The sequence below is a fragment of the Kitasatospora sp. NPDC022785 genome (assembly GCF_055561295.1).
Window position 1 is genome coordinate 132,772 of record NZ_JBVHHB010000007.1, and the last position, 17,372, is coordinate 150,143.

A 17,372-nucleotide genomic window follows, 5' to 3' on the forward strand; every position below is an offset into this window, starting at 1 on the left:
ATCCGAAAGGGATCCCCGTGAACCTCCGCCGTACCCTGGTCTCGGCTGCCATGGTCGCCGCAGTGATCTCGCCCGCCGCCGTGTTCTCCGCGGCACCCGCCTTCGCGGCGTCGGCCCAGGCCCAGGACGTGTCCATCGCCGCCCTGGAGCAGGCCGCCGCCGACGCCGCCAAGGCGTACGACACGGCCGCCGCCGCCGAGGCCGCGCAGCAGGCCAGGGTCGAGGCCTTCATGAACGACTCGCAGCCCTACCTCGGCAAGGAGGAGGCCGCGCGTGCCGCCGCCAAGGAGGCCGCAGCGGTCAAGGCCGCCGCCGACAAGGAACTTGCCGACGCCACGGCCGCCACCTCCAAGCTCGACGACCCGGCCGCCTCGGACGACGAGCGGGTCGCCATCCTGACCCGCCTGCACAAGGCCACCGAGGCGGCCAAGGCCGCCGCCACCGCGAAGACCGCCGCGGATGCCGCGAGCCAGGCAGCGCGCAAGGAGCTCGACGACGCCAGGGTCGCCGAATTGCGGAAGCTGTACACGCTGGGCGAGGCCAAGAAGGCCGCCGCAGCCGCCAAGGCCACCGCCGACAAGGCCCTCGCCGACGCCAAGGCCGCCGCCGCGCAGCAGCCCGCCAAGGTCGCCGACCCGGCCCCCGCCGCCCAGCAGCCCGCCGCCGTCACCCAGGTCGCCGACACCACGGCCGTCACCACGGCCGGGACCGCCGGCACCGCGTCGTCGACCACGACGACCGCCGCGAAGACCGGCGCCAAGACCACCACCTCGACCACGTCCTCGACCACGTCCTCGACCACCGCGTCGACCGCGACGGGTGCCGAGCTCGCCGAGACCGGCTCCAACCCGGCCACCCCGTACCTCGCCCTGGGTGCCGGGCTCGCCATCAGCCTGGGTGCCGCGGCCGTCTACGTCTCCCGCCGCAAGGCCGGCCAGCCCGCCTGACCATCCGTTCGCGCCCGATCGGGAGGCGGACGCGAACCCGACCCCGCGGGGGAGGCCGGATCACCGGCCTCCCCCGCGGCGTTTCCATCCGGACCTGTGGCAGCGGTAACCACCTGATCGGGAGAACCGAGGTTGTTCATCCCCCGGGTTCCCCGGCCGGGTGCGACCGTACGGCTGCGGCCTGGTGCAGATGGCACGGGGCCCGCTCCGCCCGGACGCCGTACGGCGAGGAGACCGTGATCCCGGAGGGGCCGGCGAAGGGCTTCGCGATCGGTCCGGGGATCACGGGCGGCCGGCGGGACCGATCCCCTCGTCCGGCAGGCCCTGGGCCAGCAGGCCCAGCTGGAAGCGGGAGGTGGCGCCGAGAGCGGTCATGACCTCGGCGACGCGGCGGCGGTAGGTGCGCAGCGAGAGGCCGAGCAGCCGGGCGCCGGTCTCGTCGGTGTGGCCGGCGGCGAGGGCGCGGAGGATGTGGCGGGCCTGCTCGGTGAGGTCCGGCGGGCGGGCGCAGTCGGCGAGGTCCGTGGCGGCCTCCCAGGTGGCACGGAACAGCGAGCGCACGCCGTCGACGACCTCCGGCGAGCTCACCACGGTGAACGTCCGGACCCCGCGCACCGGGGCGCCGGCCAGGATCGCGGTGCGCCGGTCGATGATGATCGCCTCGCGGGCCAGCGGCCCGTCGCAGATCCGGATCTCGACGCCGGAGGCGGCGATCCGCAGCAGCCGCCGCTCCGACTCCGGGTCGGCCAGGGCCCGCCGGGTGTACATCTTGCGCATGGTGAGACCCGGGACGATGTGCGGCCGCTTGCCCTCGCGGAAGGCGGCGTTGACGCCGGTGGACCAGGTCATCAGGTCCGCGGCCGCGACCAGGAACTCCTCGCGGGAGCCGACGAAGAGGTGGCCGGCGCGCCGGACGAGCTCCTGCTCGCCGTGCAGCGTGATGATCCGATCGGTACTCATGGCAGCAAGCTGCCAGATCGGAGGGCCGGTTGGCGAGCGGGCCGGAGGCTTGATGCCATGACGATCTCACCTCACCTCACCGCGTCCGGCTCCCTGCTCCTCGGTGGCGACCTGTCGGTGGCCCGGATGGGCTTCGGCGCGATGAAGCTGCCGATGCGGGACTGGCAGGGCCCGGCCTGCGACCCCGAGCAGAGCCGCGCGGTGCTGCGCCGGGCGGTCGAACTCGGTGTCGACCACATCGACACCGCCTGGTTCTACTTCTACAAGGACCTCTTCGCCAACACGCTGATCCGCGAGGCCCTGCACCCGTACCCCGAGAACCTGGTGATCGCCACCAAGGTCGGCCCGGGCCGCCACCCCGACGGCACCTGGATGAACCCGGCCGGCCCGGCCGAGCTGCGCGAGGCCGTCCACCGCAACCTCCGCGAGCTGGGGGTGGACCGGCTCGACCTGGTCTACCTGCGGCGGATGCCCAGCCAGTCGTCGATCTCCGAGCCCTTCGCCGCGCTCGCCGAGATGCGCGAGGAGGGGCTGATCCGGCACCTCGGCGTCAGCAACGTCAACGAGGCCCAACTCGCCGAGGCGGAGGCGATCGCGCCGGTGGTCGCGGTGCAGAACAAGTTCAGCGTCCTGGACACCGAGCACGGCGACGCGGTGCTGGCGGCGTGCGAGGCCAAGGGCATCGGCTTCGTGCCCTTCTTTCCGCTCGGCGGCACGGGTGTGCCCGAGCACCCGGCGCTCCAGCGCGTCGCCGACCGGCACGGCGCCACCCGCGCCCAGGTGATGCTGGCCTGGCTGCTCTCCGTCTCGCCGACGGTCCTGGCCATCCCGGGCACCTCCTCCCCGGCCCATCTGGAGGAGAACGTGGCCGCGGCCTCGCTGCGGCTGGCGCCGGAGGATCTGGTGGAGCTGGCGGGGCTGGCCCAGGGTCAGTAGCCCCAACTGGTAGGTAAATCCGTCTAATTCTGTCGGAGTTTCGCCGTCGAACCAGCGGGAAGGCCGCCGCCGACGCGGAAACTCACAGAATCACGGGGGCTTTTCCATGCCACTGTCGTCGTCCGGGCCGAGCGCTTCCTTCCGCCGGGATCTCAGCGAATGGCGGATCGCGCTCGTCGCCTGGCGGCTGCTGGTCCTCCAGGCCTCCCACCCGGTGGTCTCGGCCGGGATGACCGAGCACTCCACCTACCGCGGCCACCCGTGGCGGCGGGTCGAACACACCATGGGCAGCGGTCAACGGCTGTTCCAGGCGGACGAGGAGGCGCTCCACCGCGAGGTCGGGCGCCTCGACCGGGCCCACCGGCGCATCCGCGGCACCGCGCCGGGCGGCCGGCCGTACGACGCCGAAGACCCGGCCACCCGGGCCTGGGTGCTGCTCACCCTCTTCGAATCGGTCGTCACCATGAGGGAGCTGAGCGGCGACCGGTATGCGGCGGACGAACTGGAGGCGGTGTACGGGGAGTTCACGGCGACCATCGCCGCGTTCCGGCTGCCGGAGGGCTCGCTGCCGCGCACGGCGGCCGAACTGCCCGGCTACTTCCGCACGATGGTGCGCGAGCAGTTGGAGTTCACCGACCAGGCCCGCCACCTGCTGTACGAGATGCTGCACGAGGCGCCCTGCCCGCGGCGGCTGCACTGGCTCGGACCGGTCGGCTGGCGGCTGCTGCGGGCGGTCGCGGCCCGGGTCGTCACCACCCTCACCGTCGCCGACCTCCCGGCCGTCTACCGCGAGCGCTTCGGCCTCGTCCGCACCCGCCGCGCGGCCCTGCTCTCCCGGCTGCTGCACCACGGCGGGCGGGCGCTGATGACCAGGCTGCCCGAGCGGCGCCGCTACCGCTACCAGCGGCCGCCGGTTCCGGCGCAGCGGCGGCGGCCGCCCCGGCGGGACACCCGGCCGCCCCGGCTGGACCGCTTCTTCGACCAGGTCCTCGACCAGACCGGCGACGGCTACCTCACCGCACCCGACCTCCAGGCCATGGCGCACAACGTCTGCTGGCAGCTTGAGCTCACGGAGGAGGCCGAGGGCCGCGTCCGCGCCGCCTTCGACGGCTGGTGGGAGCAGCTCCGCTCGACCATGGACGCCGACGGCGACGGGCGGATCGGCCGGGGCGAGTTCGTCGCCGCCACCCTGGCGGGCTGCGACCGCGACCCCGACTACCTCGAACGCGGCCTGCTGCCCGCGCTGCGCGCCGTCTTCACCGCCGCCGACACCGACGGCGACGGCACCCTCGACGCCGCCGAGTACCGCGCCGTGTTCGGCGGCCCCCGAGTCCACCCCGCCGACCTCTCGCACGGCTTCCGGCAGTTGGACGTGGACGGGGACGGCACCATCACCGAGGCGGAGTTCCTCCGCGGCTTCACCGACTACTTCACCGCCCGCAGCCCCTCCGCCGCCGGCACCCAGCTGCTGGGGCGGCCGTAGGGCGCGTCCGGGCGTCGCCGGGAGGCCGGACGCCGGAGGGCCGACCGGGGCTACGCCTCCGGGCCTGCCCGGAGCGCGGCGACGGTGTCGGCGACCAGCGTGCGGGCGTCGGCGACGGTCGCCGTCAGCTCCTCCCGGGTGCCGCCCGGGGCGGCGAGCAGGCGGCGGGCGCGCGGCCCGAAGCCGGCCGGGGCGGCGGGCAGGCCCGCGGCGACGTCGAAGGCCCCCTTCTCGTTGAGGCACCAGCGGCGCGCGTCCGCGTGCAGGGCCTGGACCAGGATGCCGACGGCGCGCGAGAGGCAGAGCGCGACGTACAGCGTGTCCGCCCGGGCCGCGCCCTTGGCGGCTCCGGCGAGCAGGAACTCCGCCTCCCAGGTGCTCGCGGTCAGCGCGGCCCGCAGCGGCTCGGGGTACTCGGCCAACTCCGCCTGGAGTGCTGTCAGTTCGCCGCTCGGGTCGGCCAGGATGCGGCCGACCGCGAGCTCGCCCGGGTAGCACGGCGACCAGAAGCCGAGCGGGTGTCCGGCCTGGATGCCGACCTCGTAGCGGCCGGCGCGGCAGTCCGTCCAGACCCGGCCGACCCGGTCGAGGTCGCGCAGGATCCAGTCCACCGCCGTCCCGTCGACCTCCAGCCAGGCCCCGCCGTCGACCCACGGCCCCCACGCGCCGGGGCCGGCCACCTCGACGCCGGGGCCGGCGAGCTCGCGCAGCGCGTCGAGGTCCGGCGCGCCGCGGTAGTAGACGCCGAGGTCCCAGTCCGACTCCGGCCGGTGCTCCCCGCGGGCCCGGCTGCCGCCGAGCGCCACGCCCACCACGCCCGGCACTCCGGCCAGTTGCCCGGCCATCGACTCGATGATCGTCTGCATCGTCCGCACGGGAAGGAGTCTGGCACGGGCCGGAACCGGCCCTTGCGGGGGAGCCCGGGGTCCGTTCTAGGATCGGTGGTACGGCATCGCGTGTCGGTCACCGTCCGGGTGAGGCATGGAGGTAGCCCGTGAGTGCCTTACGGAGGCATTCGAAGCATGGCAGTCCAGTTCAATCACACGATCGTCCACGCCCGGGACAACCGGGAGTCCGCCGAGTTCCTGGCGGGAATCCTCGGCCTTGAGGTCGGGGCGGAGTGGGGGCCGTTCGTCCCCGTGGCCACGGACAACGGCGTCACCCTCGATTTCGCGACGGTGCCGGCGGAGTCGATCGTCCTGCAGCACTACGCGTTCCTCGTCTCGGACGAGGAGTTCGACGCGGCCTTCGCCCGGATCGAGGCGGACGGCATCGCCTACTACGCCGACCCGCAGCTGAAGCTGCCCGGCGAGATCAACCACCACCACGGTGGTCGGGGGCTGTACTTCCTCGACCCGGCCGGTCACGGTCTGGAGATCATCACCCGGCCGTACGGCAGCCACTAGTACCAAGAGGACGGTCCGGCGCCTGTCAAGCGCCGGATCGTCCAAGATCGCCGCGACACTCGCCCGGCCGCTCGTTGTGGCGCCCACGGGCGGCTCCGCAGACTGTGCGCACGGCACCGCCGGTCAATCCCACCCCGCCTGCAAACCACTCGTAAGCATGATGGATACTGACCTTGTGAACGTGTTCACGTTCACAAGCGGACAAGCTTGCGCTGGTGTGCAGCGGTCTACGGATATAGATGAAGTTTGTCCGGAACATGCCCTTATGGGCCGGTTGGAGAGAGGGCGACGTGGAACTGGCAATCGCTCACGAGACCATCGCGCGATGGCAATTCGGCATCACCACCGTCTACCACTTCCTCTTCGTCCCGCTCACCATCAGCCTGGCCGCCATCGTGGCCGGGCTGGAGACCGCCTGGGTACGGACGAACAAGGAGAAGTACTTCCACGCCACGAAGTTCTGGGGGAAGCTCTTCCTGATCAACATCGCGATGGGCGTGGTCACCGGCATCGTCCAGGAGTTCCAGTTCGGCATGAACTGGTCGGACTACTCCCGGTTCGTCGGTGACGTCTTCGGCGCCCCGCTCGCGATGGAGGCGCTGATCGCCTTCTTCTTCGAGTCGACCTTCATCGGGCTCTGGATCTTCGGCTGGGACAAGCTGCCGAGGAAGCTCCACTGCGCCTGCATGTGGATGGTCTCGCTCGGCACCGTGCTCTCCGCCTACTTCATCCTGGCCGCCAACTCCTGGATGCAGCACCCGACCGGCTACACGATCGACCCGGCCACCGGCAAGGCGCAGCTGACCGACATCACACGCGTGCTGTTCCAGGACACCACCGTCACCGTCGTGCTGCACACCCTGACCGCGGCCTTCCTCACCGGCGCGGCCTTCATGGTCGGCATCGCCTCCTTCCACCTCTGGAAGGCCAAGCGCCGGCCGGACACCGCCGACCCCAGGAAGACCGCCGTGATGCGGACCTCGCTCCGCCTCGGCCTCGTCCTCGCCGTCGTCTTCGGCCTCGGCACCGCGCTCAGCGGCGACTCGCTCGCCAAGGTGATGTTCCGCCAGCAGCCGATGAAGATGGCCGCCGCCGAGGCCCTCTGGGACACCCGGGCGCCGGCGCCGTTCTCCGTCTTCGCGGTCGGCGACGTCGGCAGGGGCCACAACTCGGTGGAGCTGGAGATCCCCGGGATACTGTCCTTCCTCGCCAACAGCGACTTCAGCTCCTCCGTGCCCGGCATCAACGACACCGCCAACGCGGAGGCCGCCAAGTACGGCGGCGACCCGAAGGACTACATCCCGAGCATCTTCGTCACCTACTGGGGCTTCCGCCTCATGATCGGTTTCGGGATGACCTCCTTCGTGGCCGGCGTGATCGGGCTCTGGACCACCAGGAAGCGGCGCTTCCTCGCGCCGGAGTTCCGCACCGGCGACACCGAGGTGCCCAGGCTGATGCTCACCCCCAAGCGGGAGCTGGGCCCCTTCCTCACCAAGTGGAGCTGGCGGATCGGCATCCTCACCATGGGGTTCCCGCTGATCGCCAACAGCTTCGGCTGGATCTTCACCGAGATGGGCCGCCAGCCGTGGGCCGTCTTCGGCCTGATGACCACCGCGAGCGCCGTCTCGCCGAACGTCGGCATCGGCATGCAGATCGGCGCGCTGACCACCTTCACCGCGCTGTACGCGGTCCTCGCCGTCATCGAGGTCCGGCTGCTCGTCAAGTACGCGAAGGCAGGCCCGGTCACCTCCGAGCAGCCGCCCGCCGAGGACCCGTCGCTGCGCGGCCCCTCCTCGGACGACGACGCCGACAAGCCGCTCGCCTTCGCGTACTGAGAACCGCTGCGGACCACCGAGAACCACTGAGGACCACCGAGGATCGATAGGACCGATTGACCATGGAACTCCACGACGTCTGGTTCGTCCTGATCGCCGTCCTCTGGATCGGCTACTTCTTCCTTGAGGGCTTCGACTTCGGCATCGGCATCCTGACCAAGCCGCTGGCCCGCAACACCGCCGAGCGGCGCGTCCTGATCAACACCATCGGCCCGGTCTGGGACGGCAACGAGGTCTGGCTGCTGACCGCCGGCGGCGCCACCTTCGCCGCCTTCCCGGACTGGTACGCGACGCTGTTCAGCGGCTTCTACATCCCGCTGCTGGTGATCCTGGTCTGCCTCATCGTCCGCGGAGTCGCCTTCGAGTACCGGGCCAAGCGCTCGGAGGCGCGCTGGCAGCGGAACTGGGAGGAGGCCATCTTCTGGACCTCGCTGCTCCCGGCCTTCCTCTGGGGCGTGGCCTTCGCCAACATCGTCCGCGGCGTCGACATCGACGCGCAGAAGAACTACGTCGGCACCTTCTGGGACCTGCTCAATCCGTACGCGCTCCTCGGCGGTCTGGTGACGCTGAGCCTGTTCACCTTCCACGGCGCGCTGTTCGCCGCGCTCAAGACGGTCGGCGGGATCCGGGAGCGGGCGCGGGCGGCGGCGCTGCGGCTCGGCCTGGTGACGGCGGTGCTGGCGCTGGCCTTCCTGCTCTGGACCCAGACCGACAACGGCAACGGCTGGAGCCTGGCGGCGCTGGTGACCGCGGTCGTCGCGCTGGCCGGCGCGCTGGCCGCCAACCGGCTGGGCCGCGAGGGCTGGGCGTTCCTCCTCTCCGGGGCGACCGTCGTGGCCGCGGTGGCGATGCTCTTCCTGTCGCTCTTCCCGGACGTGATGCCCTCCACCCTGAACGCCGAGTGGAGCCTGACCGTCGGCAACGCGGCCTCCTCGGCCTACACGCTGAAGCTGATGACCATCGTGGCCGCGGTCTTCACCCCGCTCGTGCTGCTCTACCAGGGCTGGACGTACTGGGTGTTCCGCAAGCGGATCGGTGTCCAGCACATCCCCGGGCACGACCCGGCCGCCACGCTCGACCAGGCCTGACGCCGTGAAGCCGGTCGACCCCCGCCTCCTCGGCCACGCCCGCACCACCCGTGCCTTCCTCGCCGGATCGGTGATCCTCGGCGGGGCGGGCGCGGCCCTGGTGGTCGCCCAGGCGAGCCTGATCGCCGAGATCGTGGTCCGCGCCTTCCAGCAGGGGGCCACGCTCGGCGAGCTGACCACCCCGCTGCTGCTGCTGGCGCTCACCGCGGCCGGGCGGGGGCTGGTCGGCTGGCTCACCGAACTCACCGCGCACCGGTCCGTCGCCCGGGTGAAGTCCACCCTGCGGCGCCGGCTGCTCGACCACGCCACCGCGCTCGGCCCGGCCTACCTGGCGGGCCGGCGCACCGGCGAACTCACCACCCTCGCGACCCGCGGCATCGACGCGCTCGACGACTACTTCGCCCGCTACCTGCCGCAGCTGGCGCTCGCCGTGGTCGTCCCGGTGATCGTGCTGCTGCGGATCGTCGGCGCCGACCTCACCTCGGCCGCGATCATCGCCGGGACGCTGCCGCTGATCCCGCTCTTCATGGTGCTGATCGGCCTGGCCACCCAGGCCCGGATGGACCGGCAGTGGGCCACCCTCTCCCGGCTCTCGCACCACTTCCTGGACGTGGTCGCCGGGCTGCCCACCCTCAAGGTGTTCAACCGGGCCCGCGCCCAGGCCGCCGGCATCGCCCGGATCACCGCCGACTACCGCCGGGCCACCCTGCGCACCCTGCGGATCGCCTTCATCTCCTCCTTCGCGCTGGAGCTCCTCTCCACCCTCTCGGTGGCGCTGGTCGCGGTCTCCATCGGCTTCCGGCTGGTGGACGGCACGCTCGACCTGGAGACCGGGCTGCTGATCCTGATCCTGGCGCCCGAGGTGTACTTCCCGATCCGCCAGGTCGGCGCGCTCTACCACTCCAGCGTCGAGGGGCTGACCGCGGCCGACGAGCTCTTCCAGGTGCTGGAGACCCCGCTGCCGGAGGCCGGCACCGTCACCGCGCCCGCCCTCGGCGGCGCCGTCGTCGAGGCCGCCGGCCTCACCGTGCTGCTCCCCGGCCGGACCGCGCCCGCGCTGGACGGCGCCGCGCTGACGCTGCGCCCGGGGGAGACCACCGCGCTCACCGGCCCCAGCGGGGCCGGCAAGTCCACCCTGCTCGCCGTCCTGCTCGGCCTCACCGTGCCGGACGCCGGCAGCGTCACCGTCACCGCCGCCGACGGGCGCGCGTACGACCTGGCCGAGCTGGAGCCGGCGAGCTGGCGGCGGCAGATCGCCTGGGTGCCGCAGCACCCGCGCCTGTTCGCCGGCACCGTCGCCGACAACCTGCGGCTCTACCGGCCGGACGCCGCCGAGGACGAGCTGCGGACGGCGCTGCGGGCCGCGCACGCGCTCGACTTCGTGCGGCGGCTGCCGCAGGGGCTCGCCACCGTGCTCGGCGAGGACGGCGCCGGGCTGTCGGCCGGCCAACGGCAGCGGCTGGCGCTCGCCCGGGTGCTGCTCGCCGACGACCGTCCGCTGGTGCTGCTGGACGAGCCGACCGCCCACCTGGACGGCGAGTCGGAGGCGGCCGTCGTGGAGGCCGTCCGGGCACTGGCCGCCGACCCGGCGCGCACCGTGCTGCTGGTCGCCCACCGGCCGGCGCTGCTGGCGGCCGCCGACCGGCGGGTCCGGCTGGCCGGGCCCAGGCTGCCGGCGGCTGCACGCCGGCCCGTGCTCGCGCACAGCGGCCGGCCGGTGCCGGCCGCGGAGGACGGCGCGGAGGCCGGCGATGAGACCGGCGCCGACGGGCCCGGCACCGAGCCGGTGAAGCCCCGGCTGGCGCTCTCCGTGCTGCTCGGCGCGCTCGCCCTCGGCTGCGCCGTCGCGCTGATGGCCACCTCCGGCTACCTCATCTCCCGCGCCTCCCAGATGCCGCCCGTCCTCTACCTGATGATGGCCGTCACCTCGGTCCGCGCCTTCGGCATCGGCCGCAGCGTCTTCCGCTACGCCGAGCGGCTGGTCTCGCACGACGCCGTGCTGCGCACGCTCGGCACGCTCCGGGCCGCCGTCCACCGCCAACTGACCGTGCTAGCCCCGGCCGGGCTGCCCGCCTTTCGCCGCGGCGACCTGCTCTCCCGGCTGGTCTCCGACGTCGACGCCATCCAGGACCACTACCTTCGCTGGCGGCTGCCGGCCGCCGTCGCCGCCGTGGTGTCGCTGGCCGCCGTCGCCGCGATGGCCGCCTTCCTGCCCGCCGCCGGCCTGGTGCTCGGCCTCGGGCTGCTGCTGGCCGGGGCGCTGGTGCCCGCACTCGCCGCCCGCTGGTCGGCCGGCGCCGAGCAGCGGCAGGCCCCGGCCCGCGGCCGGCTGGCCACCGCCGTGGTCGACGCCTTCACCGGGACGGCCGAGCTGACCGTCGCCGGTGCGCTGCCCGGCCGGCTGGCCGCCGTCCGCTCCGCCGACGCCGCGCTGACCGGGCTGGCCGCCCGCTCGGCCGCCACCATCGCGCTCGGCACCGGGCTGATCGCGCTGCTCACCGGGCTGACCGTGGCCGGCGCGGCGGCCGTCGGCATCCAGGGCGTGCAGGCCGGAGCGCTGGCTCCGGTCTGCCTGGCGGTGGTCGTGCTGACCCCGCTGGCCGCCTTCGAAGCGGTCACCGGGATGCCGCTCGCGGTGCAGGCCCGGCGGCGCAGCAGGGCCGCCGCGGCGCGGCTGGCCGAGGTGCTGGACGCGCCCGCCGTCGTCGCCGAACCCGCCGCCCCGGCGGCGCTGCCCGGGCAGCCGCTGCCGATCGCGGTGCGCGGCCTGACCGTCCGGCACCCCGGGCAGGCGGTGGACGCGCTGGCCGGCGTCGACCTCGACCTCACCCCCGGCCGCCGGATCGCCGTGGTCGGCGCGTCCGGCTCCGGCAAGACCACGCTGGCCCAGGCACTACTGCGGTTCCTGGACCAGACGGCGGGCAGCGTCACCCTCGCCGCCGGCCGTCCACAGGCTGTGGACAGCCGGGAGCTGGCCGGGGACGACGTCCGCCGGGTGATCGGGCTCTGCGCCCAGGACGCCCACGTCTTCGACAGCTCGCTCCGGGAGAACCTGCGCCTCGCCCGGCCCGCCGCCACCGAGGACGAGTTGCGCGCGGCGCTCGCCGCCGCCCGGCTGCTCGACTGGACCGACACCCTGCCGGCCGGGCTGGACACCATGGTCGGCGAGCACGGCGCCCGGCTCTCCGGCGGCCAGCGCCAGCGGCTCGCGCTCGCCCGCGCACTGCTGGCCGACTTCCCCGTGCTCGTCCTGGACGAGCCCGCCGAGCACCTCGACCTGCCCACCGCCGACGCGCTCACCGCCGACCTGCTGGCCGCCACGGCCGGCCGGACCACCGTGCTGATCACCCACCGGCTGGCCGGCCTGGACGCCACCACCGTCGACGAGGTGCTGGTGCTGGACGGCGGCCGGGTGGCCGAGCGCGGCACCTGGTCGGCGCTGCTGGCCGAGCCCGGCAGCCGGCTGCGGGCGATGCGGGAGCGCGAGCGGGAGGCGGACGGGCTGCTGGAGGAGAGCCTGGCCGGGCGCTGACGGTCGCGCCGTCCTTCGGCAGAAAACCGTACAAACTACGCTCGTCCCCATGGACCCCATGCCCGACCTGCCCGACGCCGCCGCACCCCACCCGGCACCGGACCCGACGCCCCACCGGGTGCCCGAGATCTCCTCGCTCGGGCTGGACACGCTGGTCACCGAGGTGGCGGAGCGCCTCCAGTCGGCGGCCGCCGTCACCGACCGGATGCAGCGGCTGCTGGAGGCCGTGGTCTCGGTCGGCGCCGGGCTCGACCTGCACGCCACGCTGCACCGGATCGCCACCGGCGCCGCCGAACTGGTCGACGCCCGCTACGCGGCGCTCGGGGTGATCGCGCCCGGCGGGCACGGCCTGGCGGACTTCATCCACGTCGGGATCGACGACGCGACCGCCGCCGCCATCGGTGAACTCCCGGCCGGCCGCGGCATCCTCGGCGCACTGATCGACCGGCCCGAGCCGCTGCGCCTCCCCGAACTCGGCGCCGACCCCCGCTCCTCCGGGTTCCCGGCGCACCACCCCGAGATGCGGACCTTCCTCGGCGAGCCGATCCGGATCCGCGACGAGGTGTTCGGCAACCTCTACCTCACCGAGAAGAAGGGCGGCGGCGCCTTCACCCCCGAGGACGAGCAGGTGGTGCACGCGCTCGCCGCGGCGGCCGGCGTCGCGATCGAGAACTCCCGGCTCTACGAGGAGGGCCGGCGCCGCGAGCGCTGGATCGCCGGTGCGTCCGCCGTGACCACGGCCCTGCTCTCCGCCGACGAGGCGGAGGTCGCGCTGACCGTCGCGGCCGAGCAGGTCCGGGAGCTGGCCGACGCCGCCCTCGGCATGATCCTGCTGCCGACCGCGGACGGGGGCGAGGACGGGCAGATGCGGGTCGCCCACGCCTCCGGCGAGGCGGCCGAGTTCGTCCGCGGCGAGCTGCTGCCGCAGGACAGCTTCGCCGCCCGGCTCCTGCGGGGCGAGAGCGTCTACCTGGACGACATGTCCAGCGACCCGACCGTGACGATCCGGCTGGCGCGCAGCTTCGGCCCGTCGATGGCGGTGCCGATGGTCGCCGCCGGCCGGGTGCTGGGCGGCCTCTGCGTCTGGCGCCCGCGCGGCGCGCTGCCGTTCACCGACGCGGAGAAGCAGCTCGCCGAGACCTTCGCCTCGCAGGCCGCGCTCGCCCTGCGGCTCGCCGAGGGCCAGCGGGACCAGCAGCGGCTCGCCGTCTTCCAGGACCGCGACCGGATCGCCCGTGACCTCCACGACCTGGTGATCCAGCGGCTGTTCGCCACCGGGATGATGCTGGAGAGCGCCGCCCGGCGGTCCGTCGTGCCCGAGGTGAAGGTCGGCATCGGCAATGCGGTGGACGAGCTGGACGCCACCATCCAGGAGGTCCGCACCACCATCTACGCGCTCCAGCACGACAACCACGGCGACGCGCCGGACACCCTGCGGACCAGGGTGCTGCGCGAGGGCAGCCAGGCCGCGGCGGCGCTGGGCTTCAAGCCCTCGGTGACGTTCACGGGCCCGGTGGAGAGCCTGGTCGGTGAGAAGACCAGCCGTCAACTGCTGGCCGCACTGAGGGAGATGCTCTCCAACACGGCCCGCCACGCCCGGGCCTCGCGGGTCGGCGTGGAGGTCGACGCGACCGTGCACCTGGACGACGAGGGCCACCCGGTGAGCGGCGACCCGGAGTCGCTGGACCGCGCCGGGCGCCCCGGAGTGCTGCTCACCGTCACCGACGACGGCGTCGGCATCCCGCCCGGCGGCCGGCGCAGCGGCCTGCGCAACCTCACCCGGCGGGCCGAGGTGCTCGGCGGGGACGCCTGGCACGAGCCGGGGCCGTACGGGAAGGGGACGATGGTGCGTTGGACGGCCCGCCTCTAGGGCGGGTCATCGACGACTCGTCTTCGAACCGCCTGTAAGGGAGAGGGGGGGGCAGACGAGCAGTTGGTGTGCAGTCGGTGAAAGTTTAACGAGGGAGAACTTCCCGGCCAACGGAGCAAGTTGTGCATTTCCCGCCTTCCGGCGCGCTCGTGTGCACACATAGCTTTACTCCCGTCTCGGAGAGGTACCGGACTGGGGGAGCAGTGGACGCGTCGGGCCGCGGTCACACCGCAGCAGGGGCAAGTCGAGGAGACCATCGCCGAGCTGCGCGGGCGGCTCACCATCGTGATCGTCACCCACAACATGCAGCAGGCGCAGCGGGTTTCGCAGTCCTGCGCGTTCTTCCTGGCCACCCACGACACCCCGGGCCGGATCGTCGAGGCCGGCCCGACCGGGCAGCTGTTCGGCAGCCCGCGCGACCAGCGGACCTCCGACTACGTCAACGGCCGTTTCGGGTAACCGGATCACCGGCCGATCAGCTGCTCCAGTACCGCCGCGACGCCGTCCTGCTCGTTGCTCACGGTGTGCAGCGGCACCGCCGCCAGCACCTGCGGGTGCGCGTTGGCGACGGCGTAGGCGGTGCCGGCCCAGGCCAGCATCTCCAGGTCGTTCGGCATGTCGCCGAAGGCCACCACCTCGCTCCGGTCGATCCCGCGCCCGGCGCACCAGCGGGCCAGCGTGCTGGCCTTGGTGACGCCGGGCGCGCTGATCTCCAGCAGCGGTATCGGCGCGGAGCGGGTGATCTCGGCGAGGTGGCCGGCCGCCTCGCGGGCCTCGGAGAGCAGCTTGTCCGGGTCGAGGTCCGGGTGCTTGGCCAGCAGCTTGAACAGGCCGTGCACCGGGCCGCCGGCCCCCAGCAGCTCCTCCGCCGGGCCGATCGGGTGGTCCTCGTTCTGGCCCCACATCGGCACCTCGTACCGGGGCTCGCGGGCGAACCCGGCCGAGTACTCGAAGGCGAACGCGGTGCCGGGCAGCTTGGCCCGCAGCGCCGCCACCACGTCGAGCGCCGTCCCGGCGTCGAGCGGGAACGACTCCAGCAGCTCGCCGCGCCGCACGTCCACCACCGCGCCGCCGTTCGAGCAGATCGCCACCCCGTGGCCGCCGATGTGCGAGCTGACCTGCTGCATCCAGCGCGGCGGCCGGCCGGTGACGAACACCACCTGCACGCCGGCCGCCTCGGCCGCGGCGAGGGCGGCGGCGGTCCGCTCGCTGACGGTGCCGCCGGAGCAGAGCAGGGTGCCGTCCAGGTCGGTGGCGATCAGGCGGGGGGCGGTGCGGGGTGTGGTCACCGGTCCATCTTCGCCTACCGCCGCCGGGAGGTCACCGCTGCTGCGGCGGCCTCCCGGCGCGGACGGGTTCAGCCGGCCCTGAGGGTCAGGCCGACGGTGTGCAGCTGCCCGCCGGTCTGGAACTGCAGGAACAGCCGCCAGTCCCCGGCCGCCGGCAGCTCGGCGTGGAACGCCAGGGTCGGTCCGCCGGCGCCGCCCGCCTCGGCCTTCGCCTCCGGGTGGAGGTGGGCGAACGCCTGGTCGCCGGCGTGGAAGGCGGTGAGGTGGGCGAAGGTCTCCAGGTAGGGCTGGAGGTCGGTGACCGGCTTGCCGTCCTTGCTGACGGTGACCTCCAGCTCGCCCGCCTTCCCGGCGACCGGGGTGCCCGCGACCGCCACGGTGTACCCGTCCACGGTCGCGGTGCCGGTCGGGGCGGGCAGCTCGGCGGCGGCCGCCGCTCCCTCGCCGGGGACGGTCACCGTCCGGCTGAGCACCAGGCCGGTGCCCCGGCCGGCGCCGCTGTCCGGGACGAACGAGGCGTAGAGGCGCCAGGTGCCGGCGGTGAGTGCGGCCAGCGGGGCGGTCCAGGTGCCGTCGGCGGCCATCTCGGGGTGCAGGTGCTGGAAGCCGGTCAGGTCGGAGCGGATCGCGTAGAAGTGCATCCGCTTGGTCTGGTCGGTCAGGAACGCGGTGACCGGCTTGCCGTCCGGGCCGGTGACGGCGAACCGGTACTCGGCGGGGGCGCCGGCGGTGAGCGTCTCGGTGGCGCCGGTGAGGCGGTAGCCGTTCCGCTCGGCGGCGAGCCCGGGGGCGGTGCCGGCGGCAGGGGCGTCGGAGGCAGGGGTGCCGGCGGCGTCGGCACCGGGCATCCGGTGGCCCTGGTGGCCGCCGGCGGCCGTGCCGGCGGGCGACGTGGCCGCCGCCGGGCTCGCGCCGTGGTCCATCCCGCTCATCGCGTCGGAGCCGCAGGCGGCCAGGGTGAGGGAGAGGGCGGCGAGCGCCAGGGCGCGGTGGCGGGTACGGGTGGGGAGGGACATCTGGTGGGTTCGCTTCCGGTGTGTACGGGCAGGACGCGGCGCGCCCGGACTCCCTTCGCGGGGAGCTCCGGCGCGGGCCCGGTCACGTCCGTGCGACGCACACCCGGAGCAGCAGGTGCCGCCCGGCGGCGGGCGGTGCCCGCGGGCCGTCGGCCGGCCGGCGGCGCGGTCCGGCGAGGGCGGCGAGCGGGAGGGCGGCCGGCGCGAGGGCATGCGGGCCGGGCGCGGGCAGCTGGGCGCCGTCCCGGTCCCGGGCCGACACGCAGGAGACGGCCGGCCGGTCGCCGCCGTGCGCCCGCGGCCCGGCCAGGCTGGGGCCGGTGTCCGGCCCGCCGTGGTGCTGCACCAGGACGGGCGCCGCGACCGCCGCGGAGGGCTCCGGCTCGTGGCAGCCGCCGGCCGAGGTCGGCGAGCCGTGCATCAGGAACAGTCCGGCCAGCAGTGCGCAGAGCAGCAGCAGCCGGGCGGTCGCCCGCCCGCCGTTCTGCCGCACAACCCGCCGCCCGCCAGCCGTCACCCGGCCGACAATACCCCCAACCCGTATGGGGATCGCGTACGTTTCGGCCCCCGGGCCGAGGTTTCCGGCCGATTCGGCCCCGCCCGGGGTGTCCCTACCGGCGCGGATGGGCATGACCGCTTACGGCCACCCCGTCGGCAGGAAGAGCCATGCCACCTCGCCACCTCGAAGACGAGCGCCCACCGACCACCGCCCCGGACCGGCCGTGGACGCCGGACACCCGGCGCGATCCCGTCCTGATCGGCGACATCATCGTCGACACCCTCGCCGAGATCGCCCGCCGCCGCGCCACCACGCCGCCGCCCTTCCCCACCCAGCGCACCCGCCCCCACCCCTGACGGCGGCCGTCCGGCGGGCTGCCGCCGGCGGCCGCTGTGGTGCGCGCGTCCACGGGCGGCCGCCCGTTGCCGTAGGCCGTCCGGTGCGTTCCGTCGTGCGCCGGCGCGCCGGCCGGGACCGTCCACGCCGGCGCGCCGGCGTGGACGGTCCCGGC

Annotated in this window: 15 protein-coding genes; 10 read left to right on the forward strand and 5 right to left on the reverse strand. The window is 74.1% G+C overall.

The window, feature by feature from the left end:
- Positions 1-17 precede the first annotated feature (17 nt).
- Positions 18-947: an LAETG motif-containing sortase-dependent surface protein gene (locus tag ACZ3YO_RS14025; RefSeq protein WP_465569026.1), complete on the forward strand. Its 930-nt coding sequence runs from the start codon at positions 18-20 to the stop codon at positions 945-947.
- A 282-nt stretch (positions 948-1,229) separates the two neighbouring features.
- On the opposite strand, the gene ACZ3YO_RS14030 is transcribed toward ACZ3YO_RS14025, so the two are convergent.
- The gene (locus ACZ3YO_RS14030; protein WP_465569027.1) at positions 1,230-1,907 is read right to left on the reverse strand and encodes a helix-turn-helix transcriptional regulator; all 678 of its coding nucleotides are present in this window, start codon (positions 1,905-1,907) and stop codon (positions 1,230-1,232) included.
- A 57-nt stretch (positions 1,908-1,964) separates the two neighbouring features.
- On the opposite strand from ACZ3YO_RS14030, the gene ACZ3YO_RS14035 reads away from it, so the two are divergent.
- Entirely contained in the window at positions 1,965-2,843 is an 879-nt protein-coding gene (locus tag ACZ3YO_RS14035; RefSeq protein ID WP_465569029.1) for an aldo/keto reductase, read from the forward strand.
- 106 nt (positions 2,844-2,949) lie between these two features.
- A complete protein-coding gene (locus tag ACZ3YO_RS14040) occupies positions 2,950-4,326 on the forward strand; it encodes an oxygenase MpaB family protein (RefSeq protein WP_465569031.1) in 1,377 nt (458 codons plus the stop codon).
- A 50-nt stretch (positions 4,327-4,376) separates the two neighbouring features.
- Here ACZ3YO_RS14040 and ACZ3YO_RS14045 read toward each other — a convergent pair whose 3' ends face one another.
- Complete coding sequence (locus ACZ3YO_RS14045) at positions 4,377-5,192, reverse strand: nucleotidyltransferase domain-containing protein (protein ID WP_465569303.1); 816 nt, start codon at positions 5,190-5,192, stop codon at positions 4,377-4,379.
- Positions 5,193-5,348: 156 nt separating this feature from the next.
- Between ACZ3YO_RS14045 and ACZ3YO_RS14050 the strand changes: the two genes are divergently transcribed.
- The 6 genes from ACZ3YO_RS14050 to ACZ3YO_RS14075 all read left to right on the forward strand — a co-directional run bounded on the left by ACZ3YO_RS14050 (position 5,349) and on the right by ACZ3YO_RS14075 (position 14,516).
- Positions 5,349-5,732, forward strand: coding sequence for a VOC family protein (locus ACZ3YO_RS14050; protein WP_465549001.1), 384 nt, complete (start codon positions 5,349-5,351; stop codon positions 5,730-5,732).
- A 290-nt stretch (positions 5,733-6,022) separates the two neighbouring features.
- Positions 6,023-7,567, forward strand: coding sequence for a cytochrome ubiquinol oxidase subunit I (locus tag ACZ3YO_RS14055; protein WP_465569033.1), 1,545 nt, complete (start codon positions 6,023-6,025; stop codon positions 7,565-7,567).
- Positions 7,568-7,629: 62 nt separating this feature from the next.
- Complete coding sequence (gene cydB, locus ACZ3YO_RS14060) at positions 7,630-8,655, forward strand: cytochrome d ubiquinol oxidase subunit II (RefSeq protein WP_465569035.1); 1,026 nt, start codon at positions 7,630-7,632, stop codon at positions 8,653-8,655.
- A 4-nt stretch (positions 8,656-8,659) separates the two neighbouring features.
- Positions 8,660-12,187 carry a thiol reductant ABC exporter subunit CydD gene (gene cydD / locus ACZ3YO_RS14065; RefSeq protein WP_465569037.1) on the forward strand — a complete coding sequence of 1,176 codons (3,528 nt, stop codon included), beginning with the start codon at positions 8,660-8,662 and terminating at the stop codon, positions 12,185-12,187.
- Between the two features lie 58 nt (positions 12,188-12,245).
- Positions 12,246-14,057, forward strand: coding sequence for a sensor histidine kinase (locus ACZ3YO_RS14070; protein ID WP_465549199.1), 1,812 nt, complete (start codon positions 12,246-12,248; stop codon positions 14,055-14,057).
- 285 nt (positions 14,058-14,342) lie between these two features.
- The gene (locus tag ACZ3YO_RS14075; RefSeq protein ID WP_465548993.1) at positions 14,343-14,516 is read left to right on the forward strand and encodes a hypothetical protein; all 174 of its coding nucleotides are present in this window, start codon (positions 14,343-14,345) and stop codon (positions 14,514-14,516) included.
- A gap of 5 nt (positions 14,517-14,521) precedes the next feature.
- On the opposite strand, the gene ACZ3YO_RS14080 is transcribed toward ACZ3YO_RS14075, so the two are convergent.
- The 3 genes from ACZ3YO_RS14080 to ACZ3YO_RS14090 form a co-directional block, all read right to left on the reverse strand.
- Complete coding sequence (locus tag ACZ3YO_RS14080) at positions 14,522-15,346, reverse strand: HAD family hydrolase (RefSeq protein ID WP_465569040.1); 825 nt, start codon at positions 15,344-15,346, stop codon at positions 14,522-14,524.
- Between the two features lie 68 nt (positions 15,347-15,414).
- The gene (locus ACZ3YO_RS14085) at positions 15,415-16,362 is read right to left on the reverse strand and encodes a hypothetical protein (protein ID WP_465569041.1); all 948 of its coding nucleotides are present in this window, start codon (positions 16,360-16,362) and stop codon (positions 15,415-15,417) included.
- An 82-nt stretch (positions 16,363-16,444) separates the two neighbouring features.
- The gene (locus ACZ3YO_RS14090) at positions 16,445-16,879 is read right to left on the reverse strand and encodes a hypothetical protein (protein ID WP_465569043.1); all 435 of its coding nucleotides are present in this window, start codon (positions 16,877-16,879) and stop codon (positions 16,445-16,447) included.
- Positions 16,880-17,028: 149 nt separating this feature from the next.
- On the opposite strand from ACZ3YO_RS14090, the gene ACZ3YO_RS14095 reads away from it, so the two are divergent.
- Complete coding sequence (locus ACZ3YO_RS14095; protein WP_465569045.1) at positions 17,029-17,217, forward strand: hypothetical protein; 189 nt, start codon at positions 17,029-17,031, stop codon at positions 17,215-17,217.
- Positions 17,218-17,372: the final 155 nt, after the last annotated feature.

Coding starts and splice junctions, on each gene's coding strand:
- ACZ3YO_RS14030 (WP_465569027.1), bottom strand. CDS start 1,907: ATGAGTACCGATCGGATCATCACGCTGCACGGCGAGCAGGAGCTCGTC.
- ACZ3YO_RS14035 (WP_465569029.1), top strand. CDS start 1,965: ATGACGATCTCACCTCACCTCACCGCGTCCGGCTCCCTGCTCCTCGGT.
- ACZ3YO_RS14040 (WP_465569031.1), top strand. CDS start 2,950: ATGCCACTGTCGTCGTCCGGGCCGAGCGCTTCCTTCCGCCGGGATCTC.
- ACZ3YO_RS14045 (WP_465569303.1), bottom strand. CDS start 5,192: ATGCAGACGATCATCGAGTCGATGGCCGGGCAACTGGCCGGAGTGCCG.
- ACZ3YO_RS14050 (WP_465549001.1), top strand. CDS start 5,349: ATGGCAGTCCAGTTCAATCACACGATCGTCCACGCCCGGGACAACCGG.
- cydB (WP_465569035.1), top strand. CDS start 7,630: ATGGAACTCCACGACGTCTGGTTCGTCCTGATCGCCGTCCTCTGGATC.
- ACZ3YO_RS14070 (WP_465549199.1), top strand. CDS start 12,246: ATGCCCGACCTGCCCGACGCCGCCGCACCCCACCCGGCACCGGACCCG.
- ACZ3YO_RS14085 (WP_465569041.1), bottom strand. CDS start 16,362: ATGTCCCTCCCCACCCGTACCCGCCACCGCGCCCTGGCGCTCGCCGCC.
- ACZ3YO_RS14095 (WP_465569045.1), top strand. CDS start 17,029: ATGCCACCTCGCCACCTCGAAGACGAGCGCCCACCGACCACCGCCCCG.